We start from the raw sequence: 25320 nt of genomic DNA, 5'->3' as shown, positions 1-25320 counted from the left end.
TACGGTTTCAGCCGGAGCGATGCACCCAGGTGCCGGCCTCGCAGGCGACCCGGCCGTCGAGTTCCAGTTCGCTGAGCGTCGCCAGCACGTCGGGCAGCGTCATGCCGCTGGCGGCGGCCAGGCCTTCGCTGGTGTAGGGCGCGGCGCGCAGCAGCGCCAGCAAAGGGTGGGGCAGGGGCTGCACCGGCGCTTCCGCTGGCTCCGCCTGCGCCCAGCCGCGCAGTGCTTCGAGCACGTGCCCGACGCTTTCCACCAGCAGCGCGCCATCGCGAATCAGCTGGTGGCAGCCACGTGCGCCGGGATGGTGGATGGAGCCCGGGATGGCGTACACCTCGCGACCCTGTTCCGCCGCCAGCCGCGCGGTGATCAGCGAGCCGCTGGCGGGACTTGCCTCGACCACCAGCACACCCAGCGAGAGTCCGCTGATGATGCGGTTGCGCCGGGGAAAGTTTGCCGGCAGCGGCGGGCTGTCCAGCGGCAGTTCCGAAACCAGCGCGCCGCCACCCTCGACGATGCGCCGCGCCAGCGCCTCGTGGCGGCGCGGATAGAGCCTGCGCAGGCCGGTGCCGAGGACTGCCACGGTCGCGCCGCCAACCTCCAGCGCGCCCTCGTGGGCGGCGCCATCGATTCCCAGGGCCAGCCCGCTGGTGATGGCGAAGCCGCCCTGCGCCAGGCTGCGCGCAAAGCTCCGGGCGGTGCCCAGCCCGGCGGGGCTGGCGCGGCGGCTGCCGACCATCGCCAGTTGCGGCCGTTCCAGAGTCTCCGGAGCGCCTTCGACGTACAGCAGCGGCGGGGCATCGGCGACTTCGGCGAGCAGTGCCGGGTATCCCGGGTCATCCCACATCAGCAGGTGCCTGCGCGGACCTTCCAGCCAGCGCAGGGCTTCACCCGCCGCTTCCCGCACCGCCGGGCTGCGCCGCGCGGCAGCGGCCTCGGCAGGCACTCCCAGGGTGCGCCAGGCGCCGGCTGGCGCGGCAAGCGCGGAAGAGGCCGAACCGAAGGCCTCGATCAAGCGCAGGAAGCGCATGGGTCCCAGTTCGGGCAGGCCATGCAGACGCAGCCGTGCTTCCAGTTCGGCTGGAGAATGGTTCTTCATCGCGACTCATCCATAGCAGGCAGGTCCATCGCTGACAGGAAGAAGGGAAGGGTCCGGCTTCCATCCTGGAAACCGTCGTATGAAATTTCCTTCCCCCAGAAACGCGAAACCCCCGCCGAGGCGGGGGTTTCGAGTCAGGGATTCTGCACCCTGTCGGTTACCGAGAGCGGCCTGCTGGCCATCAGAACCAGGGCGTAGCTCAGCTTCTTGTAGGTACGGAACACCATCAGCAGGCCGGCGCGTTCGTCGGGAATCTTCACCGACTCACCGGTAACGCGGTCGCGCACCGTCTCGCCGACCTTGTAGATCGCCAGCACATTGCCCTCGGCCAGCCCGTCGCGCTGGCCACGGTTCAGGGTGACCACGTCGAACTGGCCGATCTGGGTCACGCCGCGCGGTACGTCGATGATTTCGCCCTTCACCTCGCGGCTCGGCTCGCCGGGCATGAAGGTGGAATTCACCGCACGCTCCTCGGTGGGGAACAGGCGGTCGCCCAGGCGCACTTCCTGGGTGGTGCGGGTCAGCGCCAGGGTCGCGACGTCGCCTTCGGTGGCCACCACCTCGCCGCCGCCGATGTCGTCGGCGTTGATGCCGAGGACTTCCTTGGTCTTCGGATCGATGTAGACCTTGCCCTGGCGGAAGATGCCATAGGCCGGCTGGCCGTCGGCGAACTTGCCGCGGGCGTAGATGCGGTCGCCGGTGCCGCTGACGATCCGCTCGGCGTTGCCGGCGACGATGTACGGCGCGCTGGTGAAGGTCTTCTCGTCATCGACGATGCGGTTGGCCAGCAGGAAGCTGTTGATCTTGTCCAGCGGGATGGTCGGGATGGCCTCGGCGATCGGCGTGCTGCGGATCTTCGGCGACAGCTTGATGGTCCCGCGCGATTCGCCACGGTTCAGCACCAGGCGCGGCTGGCCATCGACGTAGACCAGGCTGAGGGTGTCGCCGGGGTAGATCAGGTGGGGATTCTGGATCTGCGGGTTGGCGTGCCAGAGTTCCGGCCACTTCCATGGCTGGCGGAGGAATTTCCCCGAGATGTCCCACAGGGTATCGCCCCTGACCACCGTGTAGCGGTCCGGATGCCCTTCCCTGAGGTCGACCTGGGCCTGCGCCAGACCGCTCGCGGCAAGGAGCAGAAGGGCGACTAGTGATTTCCTCATGCAGTGAATCCCTTTATCATGTCGACATACGCGAAACGCCCGAAGCCCGCGAGAAACGCGGTCTGAAGCCGTTTTCAAGCTGCGCGCCATCTTAGCAGCGGATTTTCAATCGATTCCACAAGTGCATCACAAACGCATATGGCCATCCTGAACATTCTCGAATTCCCCGATCCGCGCCTGCGGACCATCGCCAAACCGGTGGAGGTGGTCGACGACGCGGTGCGCCAGCTGATCGACGACATGTTCGAAACCATGTACGAAGCCCCGGGCATCGGCCTCGCCGCGACCCAGGTGAACGTGCACAAGCGCATCGTGGTCATGGACCTCAGCGAAGACAAGTCCGAGCCGAGGGTATTCATCAACCCCGAGTTCGAACCGCTGACCGAGGAAATGGACCAGTACCAGGAAGGCTGCCTGTCGGTACCCGGCTTCTACGAGAACGTGGACCGACCGCAGAAGGTCCGGATCAAGGCCCTCGACCGCGATGGCAACCCCTTCGAGGAAGTCGCCGAAGGCCTGCTGGCGGTATGCATCCAGCACGAATGCGACCACCTCAACGGCAAGCTGTTCGTCGACTACCTGTCCACCCTCAAGCGCGACCGCATCCGCAAGAAGCTGGAAAAGCAGCATCGACAGCAGGCGTGACCCCATCCCCCAAAGGCTTGCCCCGGCAAGCCTTTTTCTTTTAGCGAGCCCCGCATGAGCCAAGCATTGCGCATCGTCTTCGCCGGAACCCCGGAATTCGCCGCCGAGCATCTCAAGGCCCTGCTCGACACCCCACATCGGATCGTCGCCGTCTACACCCAGCCTGACCGGCCGGCCGGCCGCGGGCAGAAACTGATGCCCAGCGCGGTGAAGAGCCTGGCCCTGGAGCATGGCCTGCCGGTCATGCAGCCGCAGAGCCTGCGTAATGCCGAGGCCAAGGCGGAGCTGGCGGCCCTGCGCGCGGACCTGATGGTGGTGGTCGCCTATGGCCTGATCCTGCCCCAGGCGGTACTCGATATCCCGCGCCTGGGCTGCATCAACAGCCACGCCTCGCTGCTGCCGCGCTGGCGCGGCGCCGCGCCGATCCAGCGCGCGGTGGAAGCCGGCGACGCGGAGAGCGGCGTCACCGTGATGCAGATGGAAGCAGGGCTCGACACCGGCCCGATGCTGCTCAAGGTGAGCACGCCGATTTCCGCCGCGGACACCGGCGGCAGCCTGCACGACCGGCTCGCCGCGCTCGGCCCGAAAGCGGTGGTCGAAGCCATCGCCGGCCTGGCCGCCGGCACCCTGCATGGCGAGATCCAGGACGACGCCCTGGCCACCTACGCGCACAAGCTGAACAAGGACGAGGCACGCCTCGACTGGAGCCGTCCGGCCGTCGAACTGGAGCGCCAGGTCCGCGCCTTCACCCCCTGGCCGGTCTGCCACACCAGCCTCGCCGATGCTCCGCTGAAAGTCCTCGGCGCCAGCCTGGAGCAGGGCAGCGGGGCGCCCGGAACCATCCTCGAGGCCAGCCGCGACGGCCTGCTGGTCGCCTGCGGCGAAGGCGCCCTGCGCCTGACCCGCCTGCAAGTGCCGGGCGGCAAGCCACTGGCCTTCGCCGACCTCTACAACAGCCGTCGCGAGCAATTCGCCGCCGGCCAGGTGCTCGGCCAATGAACCCGCGTCTCGCCGCCTGCCAGGCGCTGGCCGCGGTGCTCGCCGGACGCGCCTCGCTGTCTGGCGCGTTGCCGCCGCAACTGAACAAGGTCGCCCCGCGCGATCGCGGCCTGACCCAGGAGCTGGCCTTCGGCGCTGCGCGCTGGCAACCGCGCCTGCAGGCCCTGGCCGCGCGCCTGTTGCAGAAGCCGTTCAAGGCCGCCGACACCGATATCCACGCCCTGCTGCTGATCGGCCTCTACCAGTTGCTCTACACGCGGATTCCGCCGCACGCCGCGATCGGCGAGACCGTCGGCTGCGCCGACAAGCTGAAGAAGGGCTGGGCCAAGGGCGTGCTCAACGCCGTGCTGCGCCGCGCGCAGCGCGAAGGCGAGACGCTGCTGGCCGAGGTCGACCGCGATCCCTCGGCGCGCCTGGGCCATCCGCGCTGGCTGCTGAAAGCGCTCAAGCAGGCCTGGCCGGAGCAACTCGACGCGCTCTGCGCGGCGAACAACGCACACCCGCCGATGACCTTGCGGGTCAATCGGCGCCACGGCGAGCGCGATGCCTACCTGGCCGAACTCGCCGAAGCCGGGATCGAGGCCCGCGCCTGCGACTACAGCCGCGACGGCATCCAGCTCGCCGCGCCGCGCGACGTACGCGAACTACCGGGCTTCGCGGAGGGTCGCGTCAGCGTCCAGGACGAAGCCGCGCAACTGGCCGCCGAGCAGCTCGAAAGCGCGCCCGGCCAGCGTGTCCTCGACGCCTGCTGTGCGCCTGGCGGCAAGACCTGCCACCTGCTGGAAACCCAGCCGGAACTGGCCGAAGTGGTCGCCGTCGACCTCGAGGAGAGCCGCCTGGTAAGGGTCCGGGAAAACCTCCAGCGGCTCGGCCTGCAAGCCAGCCTGGTCGCCGCCGACGCCAGGGCCACCGGGGAGTGGTGGGACGGCAAGCCGTTCCAGCGCATCCTCCTCGACGCGCCGTGCTCGGCCACCGGGGTGATCCGCCGCCACCCGGACATCAAGCTGGCGCGCAAGCCGGAAGACATCGCCGCCCTGGCGCACCTGCAGGGTGAATTGCTCGACGCGCTGTGGCCTACCCTGGAAGTCGGTGGCGTACTGCTCTACGCCACCTGTTCGGTGATGCCGGCGGAAAACAGCGACAGCATCGCCGCCTTCCTCGCCCGCACGCCCGGCGCCCGCGAACTGGACCTTCCCGGCCCCTGGGGCATGAAACAGCCCCACGGCCGCCAGTTGCTGCCGCAGGTGGAGGGCCACGATGGCTTCTACTATGCCAAGCTGATCAAGATATCCGCCCGTTGATCGAAACCTGACGAGCCGTTTCCTGCCATGAAAATCATCATCCTCGGTGCCGGCCAGGTCGGCGGCACACTGGCCGAGCACCTGGCCAGCGAAGCCAACGACATCACCGTGGTCGACACCGACGGCGACCGCCTGCGCGACCTCGGCGACCGCCTCGACATCCGCACAGTGCAAGGCAAGGCCTCGTTCCCCACGGTGCTGCGCCAGGCCGGCGCCGACGACGCCGACATGCTGGTGGCGGTGACCAATAGCGACGAGACCAACATGGTCGCCTGCCAGGTCGCCTACACCCTGTTCAACACCCCGACCAAGATCGCCCGCGTCCGCGAGCCGGCCTACCTGACCCGTACCGGGCTGTTCGACAACGAGGCGATCCCGGTGGACGTGCTGATCAGCCCGGAGCAGGTGGTCACCAACTACATCAAGCGCCTGATCGAACACCCCGGCGCGCTGCAAGTCATCGACTTCGCCGAGGGCAAGGCGCAGTTGGTCGGGATCAAGGCCTACTACGGCGGCCCTCTGGTAGGGCAGGAGCTGCGCCAGCTGCGCGAGCACATGCCGAACGTGGATACCCGCGTCGCCGCGATCTACCGCCGCAACCGGCCGATCATTCCCCAGGGCGACACGGTGATCGAGGCCGACGACGAAGTCTTCTTCATCGCCGCCAAGGCCCATATCCGCGCGGTAATGGGCGAGATGCGCAGGCTCGACGACAGCTACAAGCGGATCATCATCGCCGGCGGCGGCAATGTCGGCGAGCGCCTGGCCGAGGCCATCGAGAGCCGCTACCAGGTAAAGATCATCGAGCGCAGCCCGCTGCGCTGCCGGCACCTCTCGGATACCCTGGACAGCACCATCGTGCTCAACGGCAGCGCTTCCGACCGCGACCTGCTGCTGGAGGAAAACATCGGCGAGACCGACGTGTTCCTCGCCCTGACCAACGACGACGAGGCCAACATCATGTCCTCGCTGCTGGCCAAGCGGCTCGGCGCGAGCAAGGTGATGACCCTGATCAACAACCCGGCCTATGTCGACCTGGTGCAAGGCGGCGAGATCGACATCGCCATCAGCCCGCAACTGGCGACCATCGGCACCCTGCTGGCCCACGTTCGCCGCGGCGACATCGAGAGCGTACACTCGCTGCGCCGCGGCGCAGCCGAAGCGATCGAAGTGGTAGCCCATGGCGACGCCAAGTCGAGCAAGGTGATCGGTCGCTCGATCAACGAGATCAAGCTGCCGCCGGGCACCACCATCGGCGCGCTGGTGCGCGACGAGGAAGTGCTGATCGCCCATGGCGACACCCGCATCGAGAGCGGCGACCACGTGCTGCTGTTCCTGGTCGACAAGAAATACATCCGCGACGTCGAGCGACTGTTCCAGGCCGGCCTGACGTTCTTCTGAGGCACGCCATATCGCGAACGGCGATAGGGCTTCGGCCTACGAACACCAAGGGGCCGCGTGCCTCCTTCGCAACGGCCGAATCCCCCTGTTCCGTGCAAAGCCTGGCCGGAGCCGGGCACAATGGCCGACATCGTTGGAAGAGGGCAGGATGATGATCGAAGGTCTGGAAAAGATGCTGGCCAAAGGCGTGGACAATGCGCTGCTGCGCTTCGGCCTGGGCAAGGGCTACCTGGACGCGGGCGACGCCGAACGCGCGGCGGAACACCTCCAGCGCTGCGTAGAGCAGGACCCGAAGTATTCCGCCGGCTGGAAACTGCTGGGCAAGGCGCGCCAGGCTGCCGGCGATCTCGCGGGCGCCCGGCAGGCCTGGGAGCAGGGCCTGGCAACTGCCGCGACGCATGGCGACAAGCAGGCCGAAAAGGAAATGACGGTGTTCCTGCGCAAGCTCGACAGGGCGAGAACCTGAGCGTCCGGCCAAGGCTTGCGCAGCGCGTTCTCGCCATCCGCCGGCCGGAGTTCCGGCAGACGGGTCGGGCGTGCTCATCGAGCGCTGGCAGAACGGTTCGAGCACGCCCCGACGACACTTTTACAAAGGCCTGTTCCACACATTCGTAGGCAACTTCTGTCAACGATGTAGCCTGCATCCCGAACGCCCAAAACCCCATTGAGCGACCGCTGCCGGCCCTCTAGCTTCGACTCATCGCTTCGGTCAAAGCCCGAACGCGACACCTGACTTCAACTACTTTTCCGGAGCCAACATGTCGAAGCAAGAGCGTTCAGTCCCGTCCTATGTCGAATACCCATACGAGCAAGCGATTCTCTACGTTCACCGGAACGCCTCCGCCAATGAGATGCTCGAATCCGTACAGGAGCGCCTCAGGGCTCTCCTCGGCCTCCTCCATGCCTTGGAAAGGATCGAAGTGCGGACAGGGCAGGGCGTTCCCATTCAGCGCGTGGCGCACATCCTGGTCACGCTCGGCGGCGATGCCCTGACGCTGCTCGCGGCAGCGCACCGGGCTACCACCTCCTGAATGAAGAAGGGCGCAACGGTCACGGCCGTTGCGCCCTTCCTCCAGATTGCCTCGATAAGCCTCAAGCGTTGCTCTGCGGCCGCCCCGGCAGCATCTTCAGGATGCCGTTGAGTAGCATGCCGTAGAGCGGCACGAACAGCAGAAGGCTGATGCTCAGCTTCACTCCGTAGTCCACCGTGGCGATTTCCACCCAGTGCTGCGCCATGAACGGATTGTCGCTGCGCCAGAACGCCACGAAGAAAAAGGTGAAGGTGTCCAGCAGGTTGCCGAGGATGGTCGAGGCGACTGGCGCGGTCCACCAGTGCCGGGAACGACGGAGGCGGTCGAATACCTGGATATCGAGGATCTGTCCGAGCACATAGGCGAGGAAGCTTGCCAGGGAGATCCGGGCGACGAAGGTGTTGAACTCGAGCAGCGCGGAGAAACCACGGAACGCCGCTTCCTGGAACAACACCGAGACCACGTAGGAGGCGATCAACGCCGGGATCATGACCCGGGCGATGACCAGCCGGGCAGGGCCCTTGCCCAGCAGGCGCACGGTGAGGTCGGTAGCCAGGAAGATGAACGGAAAGCTGAAGGCGCCCCAGGTGGTGTGCCAGCCAAACAGGGTGATCGGCAACTGCACCAGGTAGTTGCTGGCGATGATGATGAAGATGTGGAAGGCGATCAGGCCGGCCAGGGTGCCGCGCCAGGCCGCCGGAGAAGAGGCTGACATGTGCTGTCCTTTTTGCGCGATGGGGTGAGGGAACCCATGCCCGGCACCATGCCGAGCGGCGCGCATTCTAGCCGATAACCGGCAGCGGTTTCGCCCACTCTGTGATCAGTGGCTCATGCCTGGTGTTCCACGTGGAACACCACCGTTCAGGCTTCGCTGAGAAAGCGCAGGCCGACGCCTTCCGCATCGACTCGCACGACTTCCATCTGCAGGATCGGCGCGTCGATCGGCAAGTCCTGTACCTGGCCAGTAACGACACTGCCTGTTGGGAGCTGGGTCAGCTCCGGGTGTTTGACATAGACCCCGGTGTCGGACAGGTCGCGTGTCTGCGCCATCAGCTCGCCAAATAGCGGGTGACTGATACGGATTCGGCACTTGAGCGGGGTTCGTGGGTATTGTCGTTGATTATCCATCGAGTCCCTCGGGACCTGCGGAGGAGGCGGCAGAGCTGAGCATAGTACCCGGATATGAAAAAGGCGTCTTCCGACGCCCTTTCCTCAGTACCATTTTTTCTCGCCATCCGGGCGGTTCTTGAAGCGTTTCATGCTCCACATGTACTGGCTGGGATAGGCTCGTACATACTTCGCCAACTCGCGGCTCATGGCTGCTACAGACACTTCCAGGTCCTTGTCGTACATGTCCGCCGGAGCCGCTTCGAGGATCACCTTGTAACCGCTACCATCGGGCAGGCGCACCGCATGGAAGAACACTCCACGCGCCTTGCCGCGTGAAAGCAACTGCGGGACGAACTTGCTGATCAATGCAGTGGTGCCCAGGTAGGGCACGAAGAGCCCAGCGGTACGCGCGGGCTCGGGGTCGGCGGGAATCCCTACGCAACCGCCTTTCTTCACTTCCTTGATGACGCTGAGGATACCCTCCGGAGTGGAAGGTGCGACGCGGTTGCCCAATTGCACGCGTTGCTTCTTCAGCAATTCGTCGACTGCCTTCAGCTTGGGCGGACGATAGAAGATGATCGGCTTGGCGTAGGAGCAATAGAAGTGGTTGAGTACTTCCCAGTTTCCCAGGTGACTGGTAATGCCGACCAGGCCATCGCCGGAAGCCAGCGCTTCCTCCAGCACCTCCATGCCTTCGACCTCGCGGATGTATCTCAGCGACTTTTCAGGCGGCCAGATCCAGGCGCAGGCACTTTCGGTGAGGGTCCGGCCAATATCCATCAGGCTTTGTCCGACCAGCTTTTCCAGTTCGGTTTCAGACAACTCGGGGAAGCACTTGGACAGGTTGATCCGCACTACCTCGCGGGATCGATTCGGCAATTTCCACATCAGCCAGCCTATGCCGGCCCCGACGCCTTGCACGGCACGCCAGGGCAATAACGCGAACAGGCGTAGGGCCCCCACCACCAGGGCACCTTTGAATTTCTCCACGAAACACTCCTCGCTCGACTCGAACGCGCATTGTACGCCAGGAAGAAGGCGAGGGCGGCAGCCAAGGAAGCGGGGCGACCAGCTATGCTGCGCGCCGATGTTCCACGTGGAACATCCGAACGCATCCGTCAGGGAGCGCCCGGCTAGCCGACGAGTTGGGCGTAACGGTCGCAGTCCTGGGTATGGTCCATGACCATGCCGCTGGCCTGCATGAAGGCGTAGCAGATGGTCGGCCCGACGAAGTTGAAGCCGGCCTTGCGCAGCGCCTTGCTCATGGCCTCGGCTTCCGGGGTAATCACCGGCACCTCGGCGCGACCAGCGAAATGGTTGATCTTCGGCTGGCCGCCGACGAAGGACCAGAGGAACCCAGCCGGGTCATCCAGCTCCAGCCAGGCCTGGGCGTTCTGCCGCGCAGCGTTGAGCTTGGCCCGATTGCGAATGATGCCGGGGTCGAGCATCAGTTCGTCGATCTCCGCGTCGCTCATCTGTGCCACCCGCTGCACGTCGAAGCCGAACAGCACCTCGCGGTAGCGCTCGCGCTTCTTCAGCACGGTGATCCAGGACAACCCGGCCTGGAAGCCCTCCAGCAGCAGAAGTTCGAACAGCGCGTCGGGATCGCGCTGCGGCACACCCCACTCCTCATCGTGGTAGGCCATGTAGAGGGGATCGTCGTTGCACCAGAAGCAGCGTGGCATAAGGCTTTCCGTGGTTTTCCAGGGATCGGGGGGACGGGCGAGGCGGCGCGGGAATCGGGTATACTTCCGCGTTTTGTATCGAAGCCTCAGCACAGGTGAATTTCGTGAGCCAGACTACGCCCGCCGTGCGCACCTTCCAAGACCTGATTCTCGCCCTGCAGAACTACTGGGCCGAGCAGGGCTGCGTGGTGCTGCAGCCCTACGACATGGAAGTGGGCGCCGGCACCTTCCACACCGCCACCTTCCTCCGCGCCATCGGCCCGGAGACCTGGAACGCCGCCTACGTCCAGCCGAGCCGCCGCCCCACCGACGGCCGCTACGGCGAGAACCCCAACCGCCTGCAGCACTACTACCAGTTTCAGGTGGTCCTGAAGCCGAACCCGGAGAACTTCCAGGAGCTGTACCTCGGCTCGCTGAAAGCCATCGGCATCGACCCGCTGGTCCACGACATCCGCTTCGTCGAGGACAACTGGGAGTCGCCGACCCTCGGCGCCTGGGGCCTGGGTTGGGAAATCTGGCTGAACGGCATGGAAGTCACCCAGTTCACCTACTTCCAGCAGGTCGGCGGCATCGAGTGCTATCCGGTCACCGGCGAGATCACCTACGGCCTGGAGCGCCTGGCCATGTACCTGCAGGGCGTGGACTCGGTCTACGACCTGGTCTGGACCGACGGCCCGTTCGGCAAGGTCACCTATGGCGACGTGTTCCACCAGAACGAGGTGGAGCAATCCACTTTCAACTTCGAGCACGCCAACGTGCCGAAGCTGTTCGAACTGTTCGACTTCTACGAAAGCGAAGCCAACCGCCTGATCGCGCTGGAGCTGCCGTTGCCGACCTACGAGATGGTCCTCAAGGCTTCGCATACCTTCAACCTGCTGGATGCGCGGCGCGCCATCTCGGTCACCGAGCGCCAGCGCTACATCCTTCGCGTGCGTACCCTGGCCCGCGCCGTGGCGCAGAGCTACCTGCAGGCCCGCGCGCGCCTCGGCTTCCCCATGGCCACCCCCGAATTGCGTGACGAAGTACTGGCCAAGCTGAAGGAGGCCGAATGATGAGCGCCAAGGATTTCCTGGTCGAACTGGGCACCGAAGAGCTGCCGCCAAAAGCCCTCAACAGCCTCGGCGAAGCCTTCCTCAGCGGTATCGAGAAGGGCCTCAAGGCTGCCGGTCTGAGCTATGCCGCTGCGCGTTTCTATGCGGCGCCGCGCCGTCTCGCCGTGCTGGTCGAGCAACTCGCCGTGCAGCAGCCCGACCGTACCGTCAACCTAGACGGTCCGCCGCTACAGGCCGCCTTCGACGCCAGCGGTAACCCGACCCAGGCCGCCCTGGGCTTCGCCAAGAAGTGCGGCGTGGATCTGCAGCAGATCGACAAGAGCGGTCCGAAGCTGCGCTTCAGCCAGACCATCGCCGGCCAACCGGCCGCCGGCCTGCTGCCGGGCATCGTCGAGGCCTCGTTGAACGAACTGCCGATTCCCAAGCGGATGCGCTGGGCAGCTCGCCGCGAGGAGTTCGTGCGTCCGACCCAATGGCTGGTGATGCTGTTCGGCGACGACGTGGTCGAGTGCGAGATCCTCGCCCAGAAAGCCGGGCGCGAATCCCGTGGCCACCGCTTCCACAATCCGGACAATGTGCGTATTTCCAGCCCGGCAGCGTATCTGGAAGACCTGCGCGGCGCTCATGTGCTGGCCGATTTCGCCGAGCGCCGCGAGCTGATCGCCAAGCGCGTGGCCGAACTGGCCGCCGAGCAACAGGGCAGCGCCATCGTGCCGCCGAGCCTGCTCGACGAAGTGACTGCACTGGTCGAGTGGCCGGTGCCGCTGGTCTGCTCCTTCGAGGAGCGCTTCCTCGAGGTCCCGCAGGAAGCCCTGATCACCACCATGCAGGACAACCAGAAATACTTCTGCCTGCTGGACGCCAACGGCAAGCTGCTGCCGCGCTTCATCACCGTCGCCAACGTCGAGAGCAAGGCGCCGGAGAACATCGTCAGCGGTAACGAGAAGGTGGTTCGCCCGCGCCTCACCGACGCCGAGTTCTTCTTCAAGCAGGACAAGAAGCAGCCGCTCGAAAGCTTCAATGAGCGCCTGCGCAACGTAGTGTTCCAGGCCCAGCTCGGCACCGTGTTCGAGAAGGCCCAGCGCGTCTCCGGCCTGGCCGCCTACATCGCCGAACGTATAGGCGGCAATGCGCAGAACGCCGCGCGCGCCGGCATCCTGTCCAAGTGTGACCTGGCGACCGAGATGGTCGGCGAGTTCCCCGAAATGCAGGGCATCGCCGGCTACTACTACGCCACCCACGGCGGCGAAGCGGAAGACGTCGCCCTGGCCCTCAACGAGCAGTACATGCCGCGCGGCGCCGGCGCCGAGCTACCCTCGACCCTGACCGGCGCCGCCGTGGCGGTGGCCGACAAGCTCGATACCCTGGTCGGTATCTTCGGCATCGGCATGCTTCCCACCGGCAGCAAGGACCCCTACGCGCTGCGCCGCGCTGCGCTGGGCGTGCTGCGCATCCTCATCGAGAAGCAGCTCGACCTGGACCTGGTAGCCGCGGTCAACGCCGCCGTCGAGCAATACGGCGACAAGGTCAAGGCCGCCGGCCTGGCCGAGCAGGTGCTGGACTTCGTGTTCGACCGCCTGCGCGCGCGCTACGAGGACGAAGGCGTGGACGTGGCCGTGTACCAGTCGGTGCGCGCGCTCAAGCCAAGCTCGCCGCTGGACTTCGACCAGCGCGTACAGGCCGTCCAGGCCTTCCGCCAGTTGCCTGAAGCCGAGGCCCTGGCCGCGGCGAACAAACGGGTGTCGAATATTCTCGCCAAGTCCGAGGACGAGGTTCCGCCGAACGTGGATGCCAGCCTGCTGGTGGAAGCCGCCGAGAAGGCCCTGGGCAGCGCCGTGGCGAACGCCGAAAGCGAAGTCGCGCCGCTGGCAGCGGCACGCGACTATCGCGCCGCGCTGGCCCGCCTGGCGGCCTTGCGCGAGCCGGTGGATACGTTCTTCGCCGATGTGATGGTCAATGTCGACGACGCGGCGGTGCGCGCCAACCGCTATGCGCTGCTGGCCAAGCTGCGCGGGTCGTTCCTCGGGGTGGCGGACATCTCGCTGCTCGGCTGAGCCAGTCCCGCCTCGAAGAAAAGGCCCGGCGTCCTCGCGACACCGGGCCTTTTTCACTACAGGACCTTCAGATACTCCAGCAGCGCGCGCTTCTCCTCGGCCGACAGGCTGGTGCCGTACTCATGGCCGCAGCGGCTGTTGCCGGAATCACGCTGCTCGCAGCCGGTGGTCTTCAGCACATAGCTGCCGAATTGGGTCTGCTGGGCGGCGAGGCCGACCTTGTCCACGTCGTAGGCCGAGCCCACCGGGAAGGATTCCACCCGCTCCGCGGCCGGCTTCAGCAACTCTTCCAGGGTCGGCACCGAGCCGTTGTGCAGGTACGGCGCCGCCGCCCAGATCCCCTGCAGGACCCGCGACTCGTAGGGGTAGGGGTCGGCCTGGGTACGCACCGGCTTCTGGAAGGCGGTCAGCAGTTGCCGGGTTTCGTCGGTCATCACGCTTTCCGGCTTGACCGCCGGCTTCTCACCGAGGATCGGCACGAAGTGCTGCAGGATCGAACCGGCCACCGCTACGGCGAGTACATCGAAGGCTCCGTCGGTCGCCTTCAGCGGCTGGCCGAACGGCATCCGCGCGCCCTCCATCACGCCGGTCTGCACCTGGCCATCGAGGATGGCGTGCTGGCGGCTGTCGCTGCCGACGTCCCTCAGCGGAGTGTCCCAAAGCACCAGGTCCTTGATCCGGATGCCGTGGCACTCCACGCAGCCACCTTCGTCGGTCTTGCGGGCGAAGATCAGCGCGCCTTTCCTGGCCAGGTGCTTGTCCACCGCCCAGGGCCACTTCGGCGGGCCGATCTTCTTGATCAGGTCTTCCAGCTTGCCCAGCCCGTGGAAGTTGGCCGAGTTGATCTTCAGGTAGTCCATGCCCAGCAGGTGGAACTTGCTCTTCTGCGGGTGGAAGGTGGCGAATACCCCGTAGACCTCGCCGACATTGCGCGCCAGGCCGAGCAGGTCGTTGCCGTTGGCGGCGAAGCCGGGCCACTGGGTCTTGTTCTGCCGCGCCGCGTTCCACAGGAACGGATAGCGCACCGGCGCATCCGCCGCCTTGATGTTGTCGGGAATCAGGTAGGGCGGCGCGGTGCCGATATCCAGCCCGGTAAGGCGGTTGAAGATCATCGATACCGCGTCCAGCCGCGCCGGTCCCCAGGTGTCCTTGGGCAGCGCGCGCTCGATCAGCGTGTGATAGGGCTCGTACCATTCCTTCACCGCCGCGAGCAGGGCGTCGCGCGCACCGGGAGGCGGATTGGCCCCGAGGATCTGCTTGGCGAAGGCGTCGAAGGCGGCGTCATCGCTGGTCAGCGGTCCCACGGCCCGATCGAGGTCGGAGAGGAATGCCTGGAAGTCGACGATCGCCGGACCGCCGTCGATCCGATAGGCCGTGCCCTTCACCTCGATCTGCCGGGTATGGCAGGCCGAACAGGTCATGCCGACCATCTGCCGGGCGCCCGTGCCGGCTACGGTGAAGCCCACCGGCAGGCCTTCCGCGGGCGCCTTGGGATTGGGCAAATAGCCGTAGCGGGCCAGGCTGTCGGCGAGGAAAGGCGTTCCATCCGGCTGTCGCAACGCCTTGAGCCAGGGCAGGGGCATCACCTGCGAGCCCTGGTCGCGGCTGTAGAAGTCCTGGCGGTGGCTTTCGGTCCATTCCTTGCCCTGGTCGAGCATGACCGGAGCGGCCGCCAGGGCGGCGGAAGAAAGAGCCAGGGAAACGAGGGACAAGCTTGAAAGGTGCAGTGTCTTTTTCAGGCGTTTCACGGTTACCGTCCTTGGGAACGGGCAGACGCCCCGGAACTCCCCGTCGTCATGCCCGCTCCACCTGTGGTGGAAACACGGCCGGTCGGCCGTGCTGGCATGCGATAGGCGCTTACTGCGTTACTCCGGTGATCCACCCGCCAAGGGGTTCGCACGTACTCCGAGACACCCACTGCTGCGTGCCAAATGACTCCCTGGCCTGGGATTGCCATTCCATTGCCATTATTGAATCTAGTACAGATTGTCCAGCGTAGGGGGCTCGTCGATCCATCCGCGATGCTCCGGCTGGCTGAGGTAGAATCGATCCTTTCCGTTCATGGCCAACTGCGCATCGATGTCCCGTTCCCTGCTGATTCTCGACCGCGATGGAGTCATCAATCTCGACTCCGACGATTACATCAAGACCCTCGACGAGTGGATCCCCATCCCCAGCTCGATCGAGGCCATCGCCCGCCTGAGCAAGGCCGGCTGGACCGTCGCGGTGGCTACCAACCAGTCCGGCATCGCCCGTGGCTATTACGACCTGGCGGTGCTCGAGGCCATGCATGCGCGCTTGCGCGAACTGGTCGCGGAGCAGGGCGGCGAGGTCGGCCTCATCGTCTATTGTCCGCATGGACCGGACGACGGCTGCGAATGCCGCAAGCCGAAGCCGGGTATGCTGCGGCAGATCGGCGAGCACTACGGGGTCGATCTGTCGGGTATCTGGTTCGTCGGCGACAGCATCGGTGACCTGGAGGCGGCGCGGGCCGTCGATTGTCAGCCGGTGTTGGTAAAGACCGGAAAAGGTGTACGTACGCTGGGCAAGCCCTTGCCAGAGGGCACCCTGATATTCGACGATCTGGCGGCAGTCGCCAGCGCATTACTTCAGTAAGGTCAGAATACATGTCGACAGTGCAGGCCATCAGAACCGTCCTCTTTTACCTGCTGCTGTCCGCCAGCGCGTTCGTCTGGGGCACCCTCAGCTTCTTCATCGCGCCGATCCTGCCGTTCCGCGCCCGCTACCGCTTCGTGGTACAGAACTGGTGCCGCTTCGCAATCTGGCTGACCCGCGTGGTCGCCGGCATCCGCTACGAGGTGCGCGGGCTGGAGAACATCCCGGAAAAGCCCTGCGTGATCCTCTCCAAGCACCAGAGCACCTGGGAAACCTTCTTCCTCTCCGGCTTCTTCGAGCCACTCAGCCAGGTACTCAAGCGCGAGCTGCTCTACGTGCCGTTCTTCGGCTGGGCCCTGGCCCTGCTCAAGCCCATCGCCATCGACCGCAGCCAGCCCAAGCTGGCCCTCAAGCAACTGGCCAAGCAGGGCGACGAGTGCCTGAAGAAAGGCGCCTGGGTGCTGATCTTCCCGGAAGGCACGCGTATTCCGGTGGGGCAGATGGGCAAGTTCTCCCGCGGCGGCACCGCCCTGGCGGTCAACGCCGGGCTACCGGTACTGCCGATCGCCCACAACGCCGGGCAGTATTGGCCCAAGGCCGGCTGGGCCAAGTACCCGGGCACCATCCAGGTGGTGATCGGCCCGGCCATGCACGCCGAAGGCGAAGGCCCGCGCGCCATCGCCGAGCTAAACCAGCGCGCCGAAGCCTGGGTCAGCGAGACCATGGCCGAGATCAGCCCCATCCAGCAGCGGGTCAGCCATCCGGAGCCGTCGGTGGTCTCGTGAAGGGCCGCAAAGCCCCCTGCAAGGCGCACTGTGCGCCGATTCGATAAAAGAAGCCCCGCCATAGCGGGGCTTCTTGTTTTCACGCGAGGCGCAAAGCAAGGCCGGCTGGCAACGATCGACCGAACCGACCGACGACCGCTGCCCACAGAAGCGGTGCCACGCCGCCAGGAGGCCTGGGTCCAGGGTGCCAATGCTGGCGAGCAACCGGGGCTCGGCCACACCTTGGCAAGGCACATATCCAGGCTACCTGACGCAAAAAGAAAACCCCGGCGCCAGGCCGGGGTTTCCATGAGGGTCGGTCTGCCGACCTGTCGAGGGGCACATAACCTGTCGCTACCCCCTCCAGAAAAATCAGGGGTTTCAGAGGCGTTATGGGCGCTAAAAGTGTCGCCTCCCGACCGGAATTAATGTCCTTTCCCAGCACTCTGGCTTCAATAAATGTCGCTTTACGCAGCTACCTGCCGGCGGGATCGATGCGGCTGAAATACTCGTCCGCGAGACGCCTCGCTTCAGCATCCTCTGCGGCGCTCAGCGGCTCAAGCTCGATACCCTCATGTCCTGCAACATACATCGGACCACCTTGGTCGTCATCGTAGTCTTCGTCTGCGAACATGCCGCCGTCGTGATAGACACGCAAAGAGCTTTCCCGCAGGTCCTCTCCCAAGCGCGCCGAAAGGTACACCCAGATCCAATTCTGCTTCGTGTTCTCCTGATCATAGACCTCGATCAGCTCCAGCATCGCCTCGACATCGCCCAGCTCAGCAGCTTCCAGATAACACTGCTTAGCTTCTTCAAAATCCTCCTCGCCTTCAGCATTGTGGGCGCCGTTAACAGCTCTAGCTAATCGAGCGGCCCGATGCCCCAATTTGGCAGCCTCGGCCAGATGATACGCATGACGCTCCGCCTGCATTCTCTCGCGCTCGTAGGCCAGGGCCCATTCCAACTCGATACCCTGAAGGGGACGCCCCTGTTTCAAGAGGGAGTACCAATACTCTGATCCTTCAAGGTCAGAATGCTCATCCCTTCTATATATATGTGCCAACGCGAAATGCGCAGACGCATTTCCTCGTCGAGCCGCCGCTTCAAGCCCTTCCATCAACAGCTCAGTCCCATCGAGATCGATGGCAGACATGAAATCCTCGTAGGGCTCGTCGCCCTCATCTCCCCACTCGACGTCTTCGGACTCCCAGCAAGCACCATCAAGCAGGTCTGGGACTCGCTCGATTGCAGCGGCGCCAAGCCGATGTTCTCTGAGGATCTGTAGCAGCACGCTCCCAGCAACATCAGCTACCGCCTGATAACCCAGAGCCACTAGCCGTGATTGGAGAAGCAGTAGGTCGTCCGGGCGAGGCTCAATGGCATAGCGCAGATTCACGATGACGTGATTTGCGGTCAGCGCTGCACTGGACTTGAACCCAAAGCTAGCCGCCAGTAGCTCGATGACGTGGGAATGACGAAATGCCAGATGAGTCGCCGACTCAAGCTGTTGCTTCGTTGTGTACGCGAGATTTTTGATAGCCATGAAACCGTCCTCGTCGCCTGACGTACTCGGAGCAGTCGGCACACGTTTAAGCCCCGGACGGCAGGCTTGGAAGGTTTCTCAGCTAGAGAGAAGAAAAGCAGAAGGTGAATCGCCGTTTTTAACTCGTGTGCAAGTTGGGCTGGCGCCTGCACGTGATTCTAGCGAGAGGTCCAGTCCGCGTCGAGTAAGCCGCGACTCACTTTCGGCCAAGAGTCGGGAGGCGCTCAGTGGTGCCGCTACAGGTGCATCTCGAAATCGACTCTATTGTTCTTATCAACCTGAACAGGCCCAAACCCCCAAAAATCTCTCAGCACTTCTGCATGAGGATGCTTGTAGCCACGGTGAGCCGGGTCTGAGCAGAAAACACTGTATTGGGGACTAATTTTTGCGGCTATACCAGGGAACCAGTTACTTCTGGAGCCGTGATGCATCACCTGAAGTACGTGAATACTTTGCATGCGCTCCTTACCTAAGTACTGATGTAAAGCATCAAAGCGAGACTGGCTATTTAGGTAGCCGTCTCCCGTATACAGCACTCCACCACACGGCGTGCCGAAGGTGTAGGCGTGCCGAGCGTACCCGTATGTGTAGCTTGTGCTGGGGCCCCAATAGTGGTCCCGATTGATCAAGCCGGCAAATAGGAAGAGAGAAATTACGTTCCGCTCCTCCGAACCGAAGCCGAACGTCTTGATATATGCCTTCTTCAGTCCATACAGCGCCAAGGCTTTATCATCTGGATCTTGCTCATTCAGCAGGTCGTGGCGAAGCTTCTCTACACGAGCCTTAAAGCTTTTGGACACCTTACCTGCGAGGCTTGCATCGTTGTACGGTACGAATTCCCAGAAACCGGCCACTGTAATGGCAGAACCTGGTCTCAGGTACAGCACTTCAATGCCCGATTTTGCCTTGACCTCTTCTTTGTAGCGGCGCCTCTCATCTTCCGGTGGCAGGCTCGTCTCATCGATGGCCTCGATTTCAATCTCTAGCCTGTTGCCATTGCGCCCACTGTCGGATTTTCGCTCTTCTTTTCTTTGCTTTGTATTGCTCTGTTTATCCAGCGGCTGGCTTCCGTCAGGCTTAGGAAGGTCAGTTGACTCACCTGCATCACCTGAGGGCATAGAAAACAGAATGCGCTTGACGTTCGCATTCGGAATTTCTGAGATGAACCCAACAGGGTCCAGGAGGAATCGGGCTAAGGGTGCTCTAAACGTGATGCCCGCCTCAATTATCAGGACGAGCCTCTGCCAGAGCGGCATGTACGGCTATAGTAATTCTTCGACCGAGACCCTCATAAGCAGCTTGACCATGCCACTGATGTGGTCCTTGTCAAAATGCGAAATGGTAACGAGGTCTACATGCTGGACCGTCGAGAACCTGTGCAACGCGTCATCCAGGTATGACTGCGAAGAAGTGGTACCACAGTCATAAATCCAAACAAACAAGGGCCCCTCACGACCCGGAGAATAAATCATCCCGGTGCTAAATAGCCCCTGGCCCACCGGATGAAAACTATGGCTCACGATAACGTCAGACATTTGTAAAAAACTTCCTTGCTGATTTTTCCGGTAGCAGAGGAGATTGCACCTAACCCGTCCCCGGAACGCTTAGCTAAATTTGATTGATTAGCTGACGAGCAAATCAATCGAAAACAGCAAATCCACCTGCCAGCTGCGTACGTCGCGGGCAAGAGACCTCCGCCCTTGTTTACGTAGCTCGCTCAACCAGCAGGGTCGGGTGGCAATGCTGGTACGTCCGGCAAGCCTACATAGAGAGACTGAATAGTTCACATCCCATCGTAAATGGCGGTGAATTCTATACCTCGGGGGCGAATCCAAAGCTTGTTATTTTTCCGCCCCTGGTTCAACCAACCGAAAACCAGGAAATGCATACCCTCAAGCTCCGACCAACTGACGCGGTGATAGCTCAGAAACGCTGCGCAAATGTCCTGTCCGATCACCACACTTACGTCTTCCTTGTCGCCGGTGTTGATCCAGTGCTCTTTATCTCTACCTTGGCGGATATCTTGAATATCGCCCCAGAATCCTCTAAATCTGCCAACATGGGCGTCGGTGACATCGGAGAAGTTGACAAATAGGTCACGCACTCGAAAAGCATTAACGTCCGGAAGCTCAATGGTCTGATCTGAACGCCTAAACTCTTCCGAGAAAATCAAATTCTTCAAAATAGGCCGTAGCCTACGCCTAGAAATCGCCCGCCGATTACCTCCTGACCCAACATACCGACCGCCTCTGGTACCACCTTCAGCACCCGATTCTGGATCACCGTTAACCTGTTCCGCAGCCCCATATCGAAGGTCCAGAACAATGTGATCTCCAGGGTTACGGAGCATGTCCTTATCTTCGCCGCCACCTTCGCCCTGCTCAGACTCTGGCGCCGCGAGCGCGCAATTTACATGGGGCCGTGCACGAAAATGTGGGCCTTGGCCACTTCGAGCCTCTTTGACAAAAATTGCCCGAGTACTGCATCTGATACAGATAAGGTGCCGACGCTTGATGGCTATTTCGGAAGGCGGCAGCTTGGCGAATTTCACTGCGGAATATTCGTCGCCATCCAGAGTGCACTTTGCTACATCCATCCAATGCCTTCGCTTATGCCGTCAACAATCAATAGCAGGTAACCAACTGCTGAGTAGGGCCCATAATGCGCTCGAATTTTGCGCCCGCCTTACTCATGCATCATCTGCTCAAATAAAGCCCCCGCAACGCGGGGGCTTTCACAGGTACGACCGGTTAAGTGAGATCGACCACCGGAGCACTGGGGCCGTATGCCTTGACCGCTACGATACCGCCATCCCGTGCTTGAGCGGTGGTATAGGTTTCGCCCTTGCCAATTACCTGCCCATTGCTTGCATGCAGGGTGAAGTAGTACTGGTTGTTAACCGACGTCAGCTTCTTGTAGTTGACGTCATAAGGGGAGTTGGCCTTCACCGACTGGATACCATTCTGGCAATTCGCCTTGGTGGTATAGCCCTCGCTTGCCAGGATTTTCTCCCCATTCGGCGCCTTCAAGCGGAAGTAATACTGGCGATCCGCCCCCAGGAAAATTTCGTATTTCGCACTCATGCGTAGCTCTCCTATTTCTCTTTCCGGACGCCTTTGAACGGCGTTTTGTCCGACGTTTTCACGTCCATGAACTGGCCGGTTTCCGTGTCGCGTTTGACCCAATGACCAGACGGGGTCTGGGTTTGGGAGCGCTGACGTACCGCACCATTGCGGTGCCCGTCACCTGCTGGAGGATTTGTCGCCATATCGATCACCAATCTGCTTTACTGATCCAGTTTAACCAGGGGTTACGAAAAACCCTTGGAGTCGAAGCAAACGCTACTCCCCAATTCTGATTTTGTAAAGCAGTTTAAGCAGAATCACCGATAGCGAGATAGACGTACTCAATACCACCTGACTCGGCTGTCTCTTCGGCTCGGAGGATGTAACCCTGATCCTTGAGCTTTTTCAGCTTAGTGCTGGCATTCGGAACCGAGATTTGCAGGGCTTCCGCTACCTTGGCAGCAGTAACCGCGCCTTGTGACAGCACGCAATCCAACAGCTCTCTGGTGGAAGGGCTAATCTCGGGCCCAATGAAGTCATAGCCGTCGTAGGTCCAGACAGTCAGAGGAATCTCTTTGGCCTGTGCTGCATAGTTCCAGTTATCCAGCAGATCTCGGCTTTTGAGATCTTTAAGGAAGAAGCCGCGCTCGCCCCTGAAAAGCTTGGCGACAGCCACCACGCTTTCTCGCGGAAAGGACGCATCCGTCGCTTCGATGCCAGCGAGAGAGACTCCAAAAATGGAGTACTGCGGATGGGTATCAACGAATTCGAGTAGTTTCCCAAAGGTTGCCTTACCCTGGACGTTGCCAAAGGGGTGGTCATCCTCAGTGAAGTCTACTAGCTTGACAGTGATGGATTTCTGATTCATTTGCTCAGTTTAACGAGAGAGCTTTAGCTGTCAATTAAGAAGTCGAAGCAGATATGGGTACCTAGGATGGTCGGCATATCTAGCCGATGGTCACTGCGATTGAGTCGGCCATCGCTGTAAACCATTGTCAGCTCGAAGTTTTTTTGCCGGACCGTAACGGTGGCGTTGAAATCGGCGGCTACGTCACCACTTCGCTTCAACCCGAGCCCCCGGCCATCATCATCAGAGCTGGAGATTCGCCCCTGCTTAAACACGTGCAATACCAGTTCTGGGCCTGCCTCAGGTTTCGAAAAATCGAGCGTTCGAGAAAGCGCCTGGTACTTGTGCGCCAGAACGGGCTGAAGGCTTCCCACAATGCCAATCCCGCTGTCAGAGATCACCGTCTGAATCTTGCCACCTTTCGGGTAGTGCTGAAGAGCCGCAAAGCCCGGAATTTCGGACTTTGCATGATCCCGCACATTGCCGAACAGCTCAGAAATGAACGTAAACGCGGACTGCGAATATCGCTCACCGGCACACTTCACCAGACTGTTTTTCAAGCGTTTGGGGATGGATTCATCGGGAATGCGGGGGTCAATCGAAGCAAGCTCGACCACACCGTCATTATTGCCACGGTAGGTTGCCGCGCCTGACTGGGAAGGACGCTCCGGAACCACGTTCACCATCCCTGATAGGTGATCAAAAAAGCCTAGTCGATTGAAGTACGTCAACGTCGCCTTGCACGCGCTGAAATCAATCGAGACGGTTTTCCCAATCTTGACCGTTTGATTACACAGCGCAAGGATGCGCGCCGCTGCGTCGATCATGATCTTGCAGCCTTTAGGCACTACGAACTCGACCTCCGAGACGGGTTCATCCAGAGGCGATCCTGTTACTGCAAGCACGTCTTCAAATGAGGAGGCCCTGACCCAAGCTTCTTCCTCAAGAACCAGGGTCAGCTTGTGTGGTGCTACCAATGACCAGCAATGTTCATCGTCATGAACGAACATCTGGGGAACCTTATAAAGAAGGGAGTTCACTGCCCCCTTCTCCATACCCAGCTGCCGTGCGATTTCCTTTCCCTTAGCACCGGAGTTTGACCGGAGGAATCGTGCAATTTCAGCAATCATCTGTGTAAACAACCACCTATTTCCTTGGCTAAGCACAGCTCGGCAGACAGATGCTGTACCTCACGCGGCTTCTACCACGTCAGTCTTGCTGAGTACTAGAACAGAGTAGGCTGCTGGTCTTTGCCCTCTCGCAAAAAAGGAGACTCAGTAACCATTGCAATAGGACTCCCTAGCAGCAAGAAATCCCGAACTGCCAACGGCGCGACTGTCTTCAGTCGTCCCTTGCTATCTCTTTTGAGCTGCTCCCGTAGCTCCATCAACAACCGCCCGAGAACATTCTCGCCGATCAGTACTTCGTCGGCCACGCCACTGGATTTCGCTCCCCAGTAATCGTCTTTACGAGACTGCTCAACTATGGGGCGATCCTCCGTGGCCAGCAGTAGCTGGCCGAACGCCTCGTAATGCTGCGCTAGCTTCACACGGAGACACCAACGCATTACCTTGAAACGAATCAAGTCCCAATCCGAGCGAGACTCATTGCGATAAGGCCTGCTCTTCATCTTCGCCGTCATTGGGCTGTGCTGACCTATGATGGCTCTCTGCACTTCTGGCAGATGAGGAAACCGACATGCCTGGTAGAGCGCCTCAGATGTCAGTATCCGAACTCCATTAACTAGAAGCGGAAATCCCGAAGCCATATTGGACAAGCCACCGAAGCTCTCTCGCGTTTTGTAGACAACAACGACCTCCGCCCTGTGATAGGTGCGCAGATCTCTTGTCGTCTTACGCGGTGAGGTCATCGAGGACATTGAAGATATTCTCTGGCGCTGCGTAGGTCTTACGCGCCAACAAGGGGTACCAATGGAGCGCGCCCGCATTGACCTGGGGGTCACCCCACCATAAAGCCAATGGACAATTGTTGGGGCAGTTCCGGTACGTTGCTACTAATGATCCAAAGCCTACCCCAAAACTGCCACAACCAAGCGGCCTGATGAAGTCTTTGGGAGACTGGGTCAGCGACCTGATCTTGACCCCCGCGATCAAGAACTCGGTTTCCAGCAGCTGGCGCCCCTGCTCTGAACTGAACACCCCCAAAGCTCCGCCCGCGTTTCTCAGGACAAGAGGGAATCTCTGCTCTGAGGCCACGTATGCCTGCACAGAAGCCACTTCAGGAACCACTGCGGGCCATAGCACGTCGGAAGAATCTTTCTGGCTTTTCTGATTCTTTAGCTCGACCAAGCGCCAGAAATGGACCTGAACCTTCTTTCCCGAGGCCTCTATGGCCTTTTTCAATCGATTGCTCGTGATGTAGTAGTGGCCGCTAGTGTGGTAGGCCATCAGAATCACATGAACAACCGCGTTCGCCGGAGCCCTGTCGGTAATCCAGGCCTGAAGATCCGTCGCCACCCGCCCACCAGTGAAAAGCACATCGTCAAGGTAGATGAAATCGCCGCCCTCTACCCCACAGTCAGCAAGCTGTAGGCCGCATTGCTGCTGAAGCACCTCACCAAAGAGGCTAAGCATTTCCTTCTGGCTCTGTCCCGCCTTTTGAACCCGCAGGAAGTTGGCACGGGCCCAGTATGCTCTTGGATCCTGGCCTGCCAATTTTTCGTTCGTGACTAGATTGCTCAGAAAGCGCGTCACGACCTCTTTCGTCAGAAAGGTCTGGCGGATCACGTGATCAAATTCACGAAGAAACGAAAGCTGATTCTCTGGTGTGAACTGGCTTACCCACCGCCCGACATGATCTGGCGTAGGTTGGGCGATTTCGCCCACTCGATACGTACTGATGGTATTGGCAATAGATGCCAAGAGATCTTCTCTTTCTCCCACTCGCTAGCCTCCTGCCTGTCGATTCCTCTACTGAAGCCACCTCACAAC

At 61.8% G+C, this 25320-nt stretch carries 25 protein-coding genes; 10 read left to right on the top strand and 15 right to left on the bottom strand.

Features of this window, described 5'->3' with window-relative positions:
* Positions 1–7: 7 nt before the first annotated feature.
* Together dprA and ACM0M4_RS00235 are read right to left on the bottom strand one after the other, a co-directional pair.
* On the bottom strand, positions 8–1096 hold the full coding sequence (gene dprA, locus ACM0M4_RS00240; RefSeq protein WP_015502109.1) for a DNA-processing protein DprA: 1089 nt from the start codon (positions 1094–1096) through the stop codon (positions 8–10).
* Positions 1097–1230: 134 nt separating this feature from the next.
* Positions 1231–2256, bottom strand: coding sequence for a LysM peptidoglycan-binding domain-containing protein (locus ACM0M4_RS00235; protein ID WP_003097294.1), 1026 nt, complete (start codon positions 2254–2256; stop codon positions 1231–1233).
* A 138-nt stretch (positions 2257–2394) separates the two neighbouring features.
* Here ACM0M4_RS00235 and def point away from each other — a divergent pair, with 138 nt between their 5' ends.
* The 6 genes from def (at position 2395) to ACM0M4_RS00205 (ending at position 7633) form a co-directional block, all read left to right on the top strand.
* Entirely contained in the window at positions 2395–2901 is a 507-nt protein-coding gene (def, locus tag ACM0M4_RS00230; protein WP_003097293.1) for a peptide deformylase, read from the top strand.
* Positions 2902–2955: 54 nt separating this feature from the next.
* Complete coding sequence (gene fmt, locus ACM0M4_RS00225) at positions 2956–3900, top strand: methionyl-tRNA formyltransferase (RefSeq protein WP_034034677.1); 945 nt, start codon at positions 2956–2958, stop codon at positions 3898–3900.
* Positions 3897–5201, top strand: a complete 1305-nt coding sequence (rsmB, locus tag ACM0M4_RS00220) for a 16S rRNA (cytosine(967)-C(5))-methyltransferase RsmB (protein WP_115288923.1) — start codon at positions 3897–3899, stop codon at positions 5199–5201. Before fmt ends, rsmB begins: the two co-directional genes overlap by 4 nt.
* 27 nt (positions 5202–5228) lie before the next feature.
* Positions 5229–6602, top strand: coding sequence for a Trk system potassium transporter TrkA (gene trkA, locus ACM0M4_RS00215; protein ID WP_003107053.1), 1374 nt, complete (start codon positions 5229–5231; stop codon positions 6600–6602).
* A gap of 148 nt (positions 6603–6750) precedes the next feature.
* On the top strand, positions 6751–7068 hold the full coding sequence (locus tag ACM0M4_RS00210; RefSeq protein ID WP_003120685.1) for a tetratricopeptide repeat protein: 318 nt from the start codon (positions 6751–6753) through the stop codon (positions 7066–7068).
* Between the two features lie 292 nt (positions 7069–7360).
* A complete protein-coding gene (locus ACM0M4_RS00205; RefSeq protein WP_023131050.1) occupies positions 7361–7633 on the top strand; it encodes a hypothetical protein in 273 nt (90 codons plus the stop codon).
* Between the two features lie 61 nt (positions 7634–7694).
* Here ACM0M4_RS00205 and ACM0M4_RS00200 read toward each other — a convergent pair whose 3' ends face one another.
* From ACM0M4_RS00200 to ACM0M4_RS00185, 4 genes are all read right to left on the bottom strand, one after another.
* A complete protein-coding gene (locus ACM0M4_RS00200) occupies positions 7695–8348 on the bottom strand; it encodes a 7-cyano-7-deazaguanine/7-aminomethyl-7-deazaguanine transporter (RefSeq protein WP_003097286.1) in 654 nt (217 codons plus the stop codon).
* A gap of 146 nt (positions 8349–8494) precedes the next feature.
* Complete coding sequence (locus ACM0M4_RS00195) at positions 8495–8761, bottom strand: PilZ domain-containing protein (RefSeq protein WP_003100272.1); 267 nt, start codon at positions 8759–8761, stop codon at positions 8495–8497.
* An 84-nt stretch (positions 8762–8845) separates the two neighbouring features.
* Positions 8846–9733: a lysophospholipid acyltransferase gene (locus ACM0M4_RS00190; protein ID WP_003097282.1), complete on the bottom strand. Its 888-nt coding sequence runs from the start codon at positions 9731–9733 to the stop codon at positions 8846–8848.
* Positions 9734–9876: 143 nt separating this feature from the next.
* Complete coding sequence (locus tag ACM0M4_RS00185; protein ID WP_023131051.1) at positions 9877–10428, bottom strand: DNA-3-methyladenine glycosylase I; 552 nt, start codon at positions 10426–10428, stop codon at positions 9877–9879.
* A gap of 104 nt (positions 10429–10532) precedes the next feature.
* Here ACM0M4_RS00185 and glyQ point away from each other — a divergent pair, with 104 nt between their 5' ends.
* Entirely contained in the window at positions 10533–11480 is a 948-nt protein-coding gene (gene glyQ, locus ACM0M4_RS00180) for a glycine--tRNA ligase subunit alpha (RefSeq protein WP_003097276.1), read from the top strand.
* Entirely contained in the window at positions 11480–13534 is a 2055-nt protein-coding gene (glyS, locus tag ACM0M4_RS00175) for a glycine--tRNA ligase subunit beta (RefSeq protein WP_003100271.1), read from the top strand. Before glyQ ends, glyS begins: the two co-directional genes overlap by 1 nt.
* Before the next feature lie 56 nt (positions 13535–13590).
* On the opposite strand, the gene ACM0M4_RS00170 is transcribed toward glyS, so the two are convergent.
* Positions 13591–15282: a di-heme-cytochrome C peroxidase gene (locus tag ACM0M4_RS00170; protein ID WP_221345471.1), complete on the bottom strand. Its 1692-nt coding sequence runs from the start codon at positions 15280–15282 to the stop codon at positions 13591–13593.
* A gap of 331 nt (positions 15283–15613) precedes the next feature.
* Between ACM0M4_RS00170 and gmhB the strand changes: the two genes are divergently transcribed.
* Together gmhB and ACM0M4_RS00160 are read left to right on the top strand one after the other, a co-directional pair.
* A complete protein-coding gene (gmhB, locus tag ACM0M4_RS00165; RefSeq protein ID WP_004351911.1) occupies positions 15614–16150 on the top strand; it encodes a D-glycero-beta-D-manno-heptose 1,7-bisphosphate 7-phosphatase in 537 nt (178 codons plus the stop codon).
* Between the two features lie 11 nt (positions 16151–16161).
* The gene (locus tag ACM0M4_RS00160) at positions 16162–16935 is read left to right on the top strand and encodes a lysophospholipid acyltransferase family protein (protein ID WP_003100265.1); all 774 of its coding nucleotides are present in this window, start codon (positions 16162–16164) and stop codon (positions 16933–16935) included.
* Between the two features lie 454 nt (positions 16936–17389).
* Here ACM0M4_RS00160 and ACM0M4_RS00155 read toward each other — a convergent pair whose 3' ends face one another.
* The 8 genes from ACM0M4_RS00155 to ACM0M4_RS00120 all read right to left on the bottom strand — a co-directional run bounded on the left by ACM0M4_RS00155 (position 17390) and on the right by ACM0M4_RS00120 (position 25272).
* Positions 17390–18457, bottom strand: coding sequence for a hypothetical protein (locus ACM0M4_RS00155; RefSeq protein WP_221345470.1), 1068 nt, complete (start codon positions 18455–18457; stop codon positions 17390–17392).
* 236 nt (positions 18458–18693) lie between these two features.
* Positions 18694–19713 carry a hypothetical protein gene (locus tag ACM0M4_RS00150; protein ID WP_221345469.1) on the bottom strand — a complete coding sequence of 340 codons (1020 nt, stop codon included), beginning with the start codon at positions 19711–19713 and terminating at the stop codon, positions 18694–18696.
* A gap of 527 nt (positions 19714–20240) precedes the next feature.
* Positions 20241–21053 carry a hypothetical protein gene (locus ACM0M4_RS00145; protein ID WP_024916273.1) on the bottom strand — a complete coding sequence of 271 codons (813 nt, stop codon included), beginning with the start codon at positions 21051–21053 and terminating at the stop codon, positions 20241–20243.
* Positions 21054–21207: 154 nt separating this feature from the next.
* Positions 21208–21540, bottom strand: a complete 333-nt coding sequence (locus ACM0M4_RS00140; RefSeq protein WP_024916274.1) for a YegP family protein — start codon at positions 21538–21540, stop codon at positions 21208–21210.
* Between the two features lie 289 nt (positions 21541–21829).
* Positions 21830–22390, bottom strand: a complete 561-nt coding sequence (locus ACM0M4_RS00135) for a winged helix-turn-helix domain-containing protein (RefSeq protein ID WP_034070155.1) — start codon at positions 22388–22390, stop codon at positions 21830–21832.
* Positions 22391–22413: 23 nt separating this feature from the next.
* Entirely contained in the window at positions 22414–23511 is a 1098-nt protein-coding gene (locus ACM0M4_RS00130) for an ATP-binding protein (RefSeq protein WP_231240502.1), read from the bottom strand.
* A gap of 83 nt (positions 23512–23594) precedes the next feature.
* Positions 23595–24248: an NADAR family protein gene (locus ACM0M4_RS00125; RefSeq protein WP_231240503.1), complete on the bottom strand. Its 654-nt coding sequence runs from the start codon at positions 24246–24248 to the stop codon at positions 23595–23597.
* Complete coding sequence (locus ACM0M4_RS00120) at positions 24223–25272, bottom strand: phosphoribosyltransferase-like protein (protein WP_221345468.1); 1050 nt, start codon at positions 25270–25272, stop codon at positions 24223–24225. Before ACM0M4_RS00120 ends, ACM0M4_RS00125 begins: the two co-directional genes overlap by 26 nt.
* Positions 25273–25320 lie beyond the last annotated feature (48 nt).

The sequence above is a fragment of the Pseudomonas sp. 18-147 genome (genome assembly GCF_051048045.1).
In the GTDB taxonomy this organism is placed as follows: domain Bacteria; phylum Pseudomonadota; class Gammaproteobacteria; order Pseudomonadales; family Pseudomonadaceae; genus Pseudomonas; species Pseudomonas aeruginosa.
The sequence above is the reverse complement of the archived record's forward strand: the minus strand, read 5'-3'. Positions and strand labels throughout refer to the sequence as shown.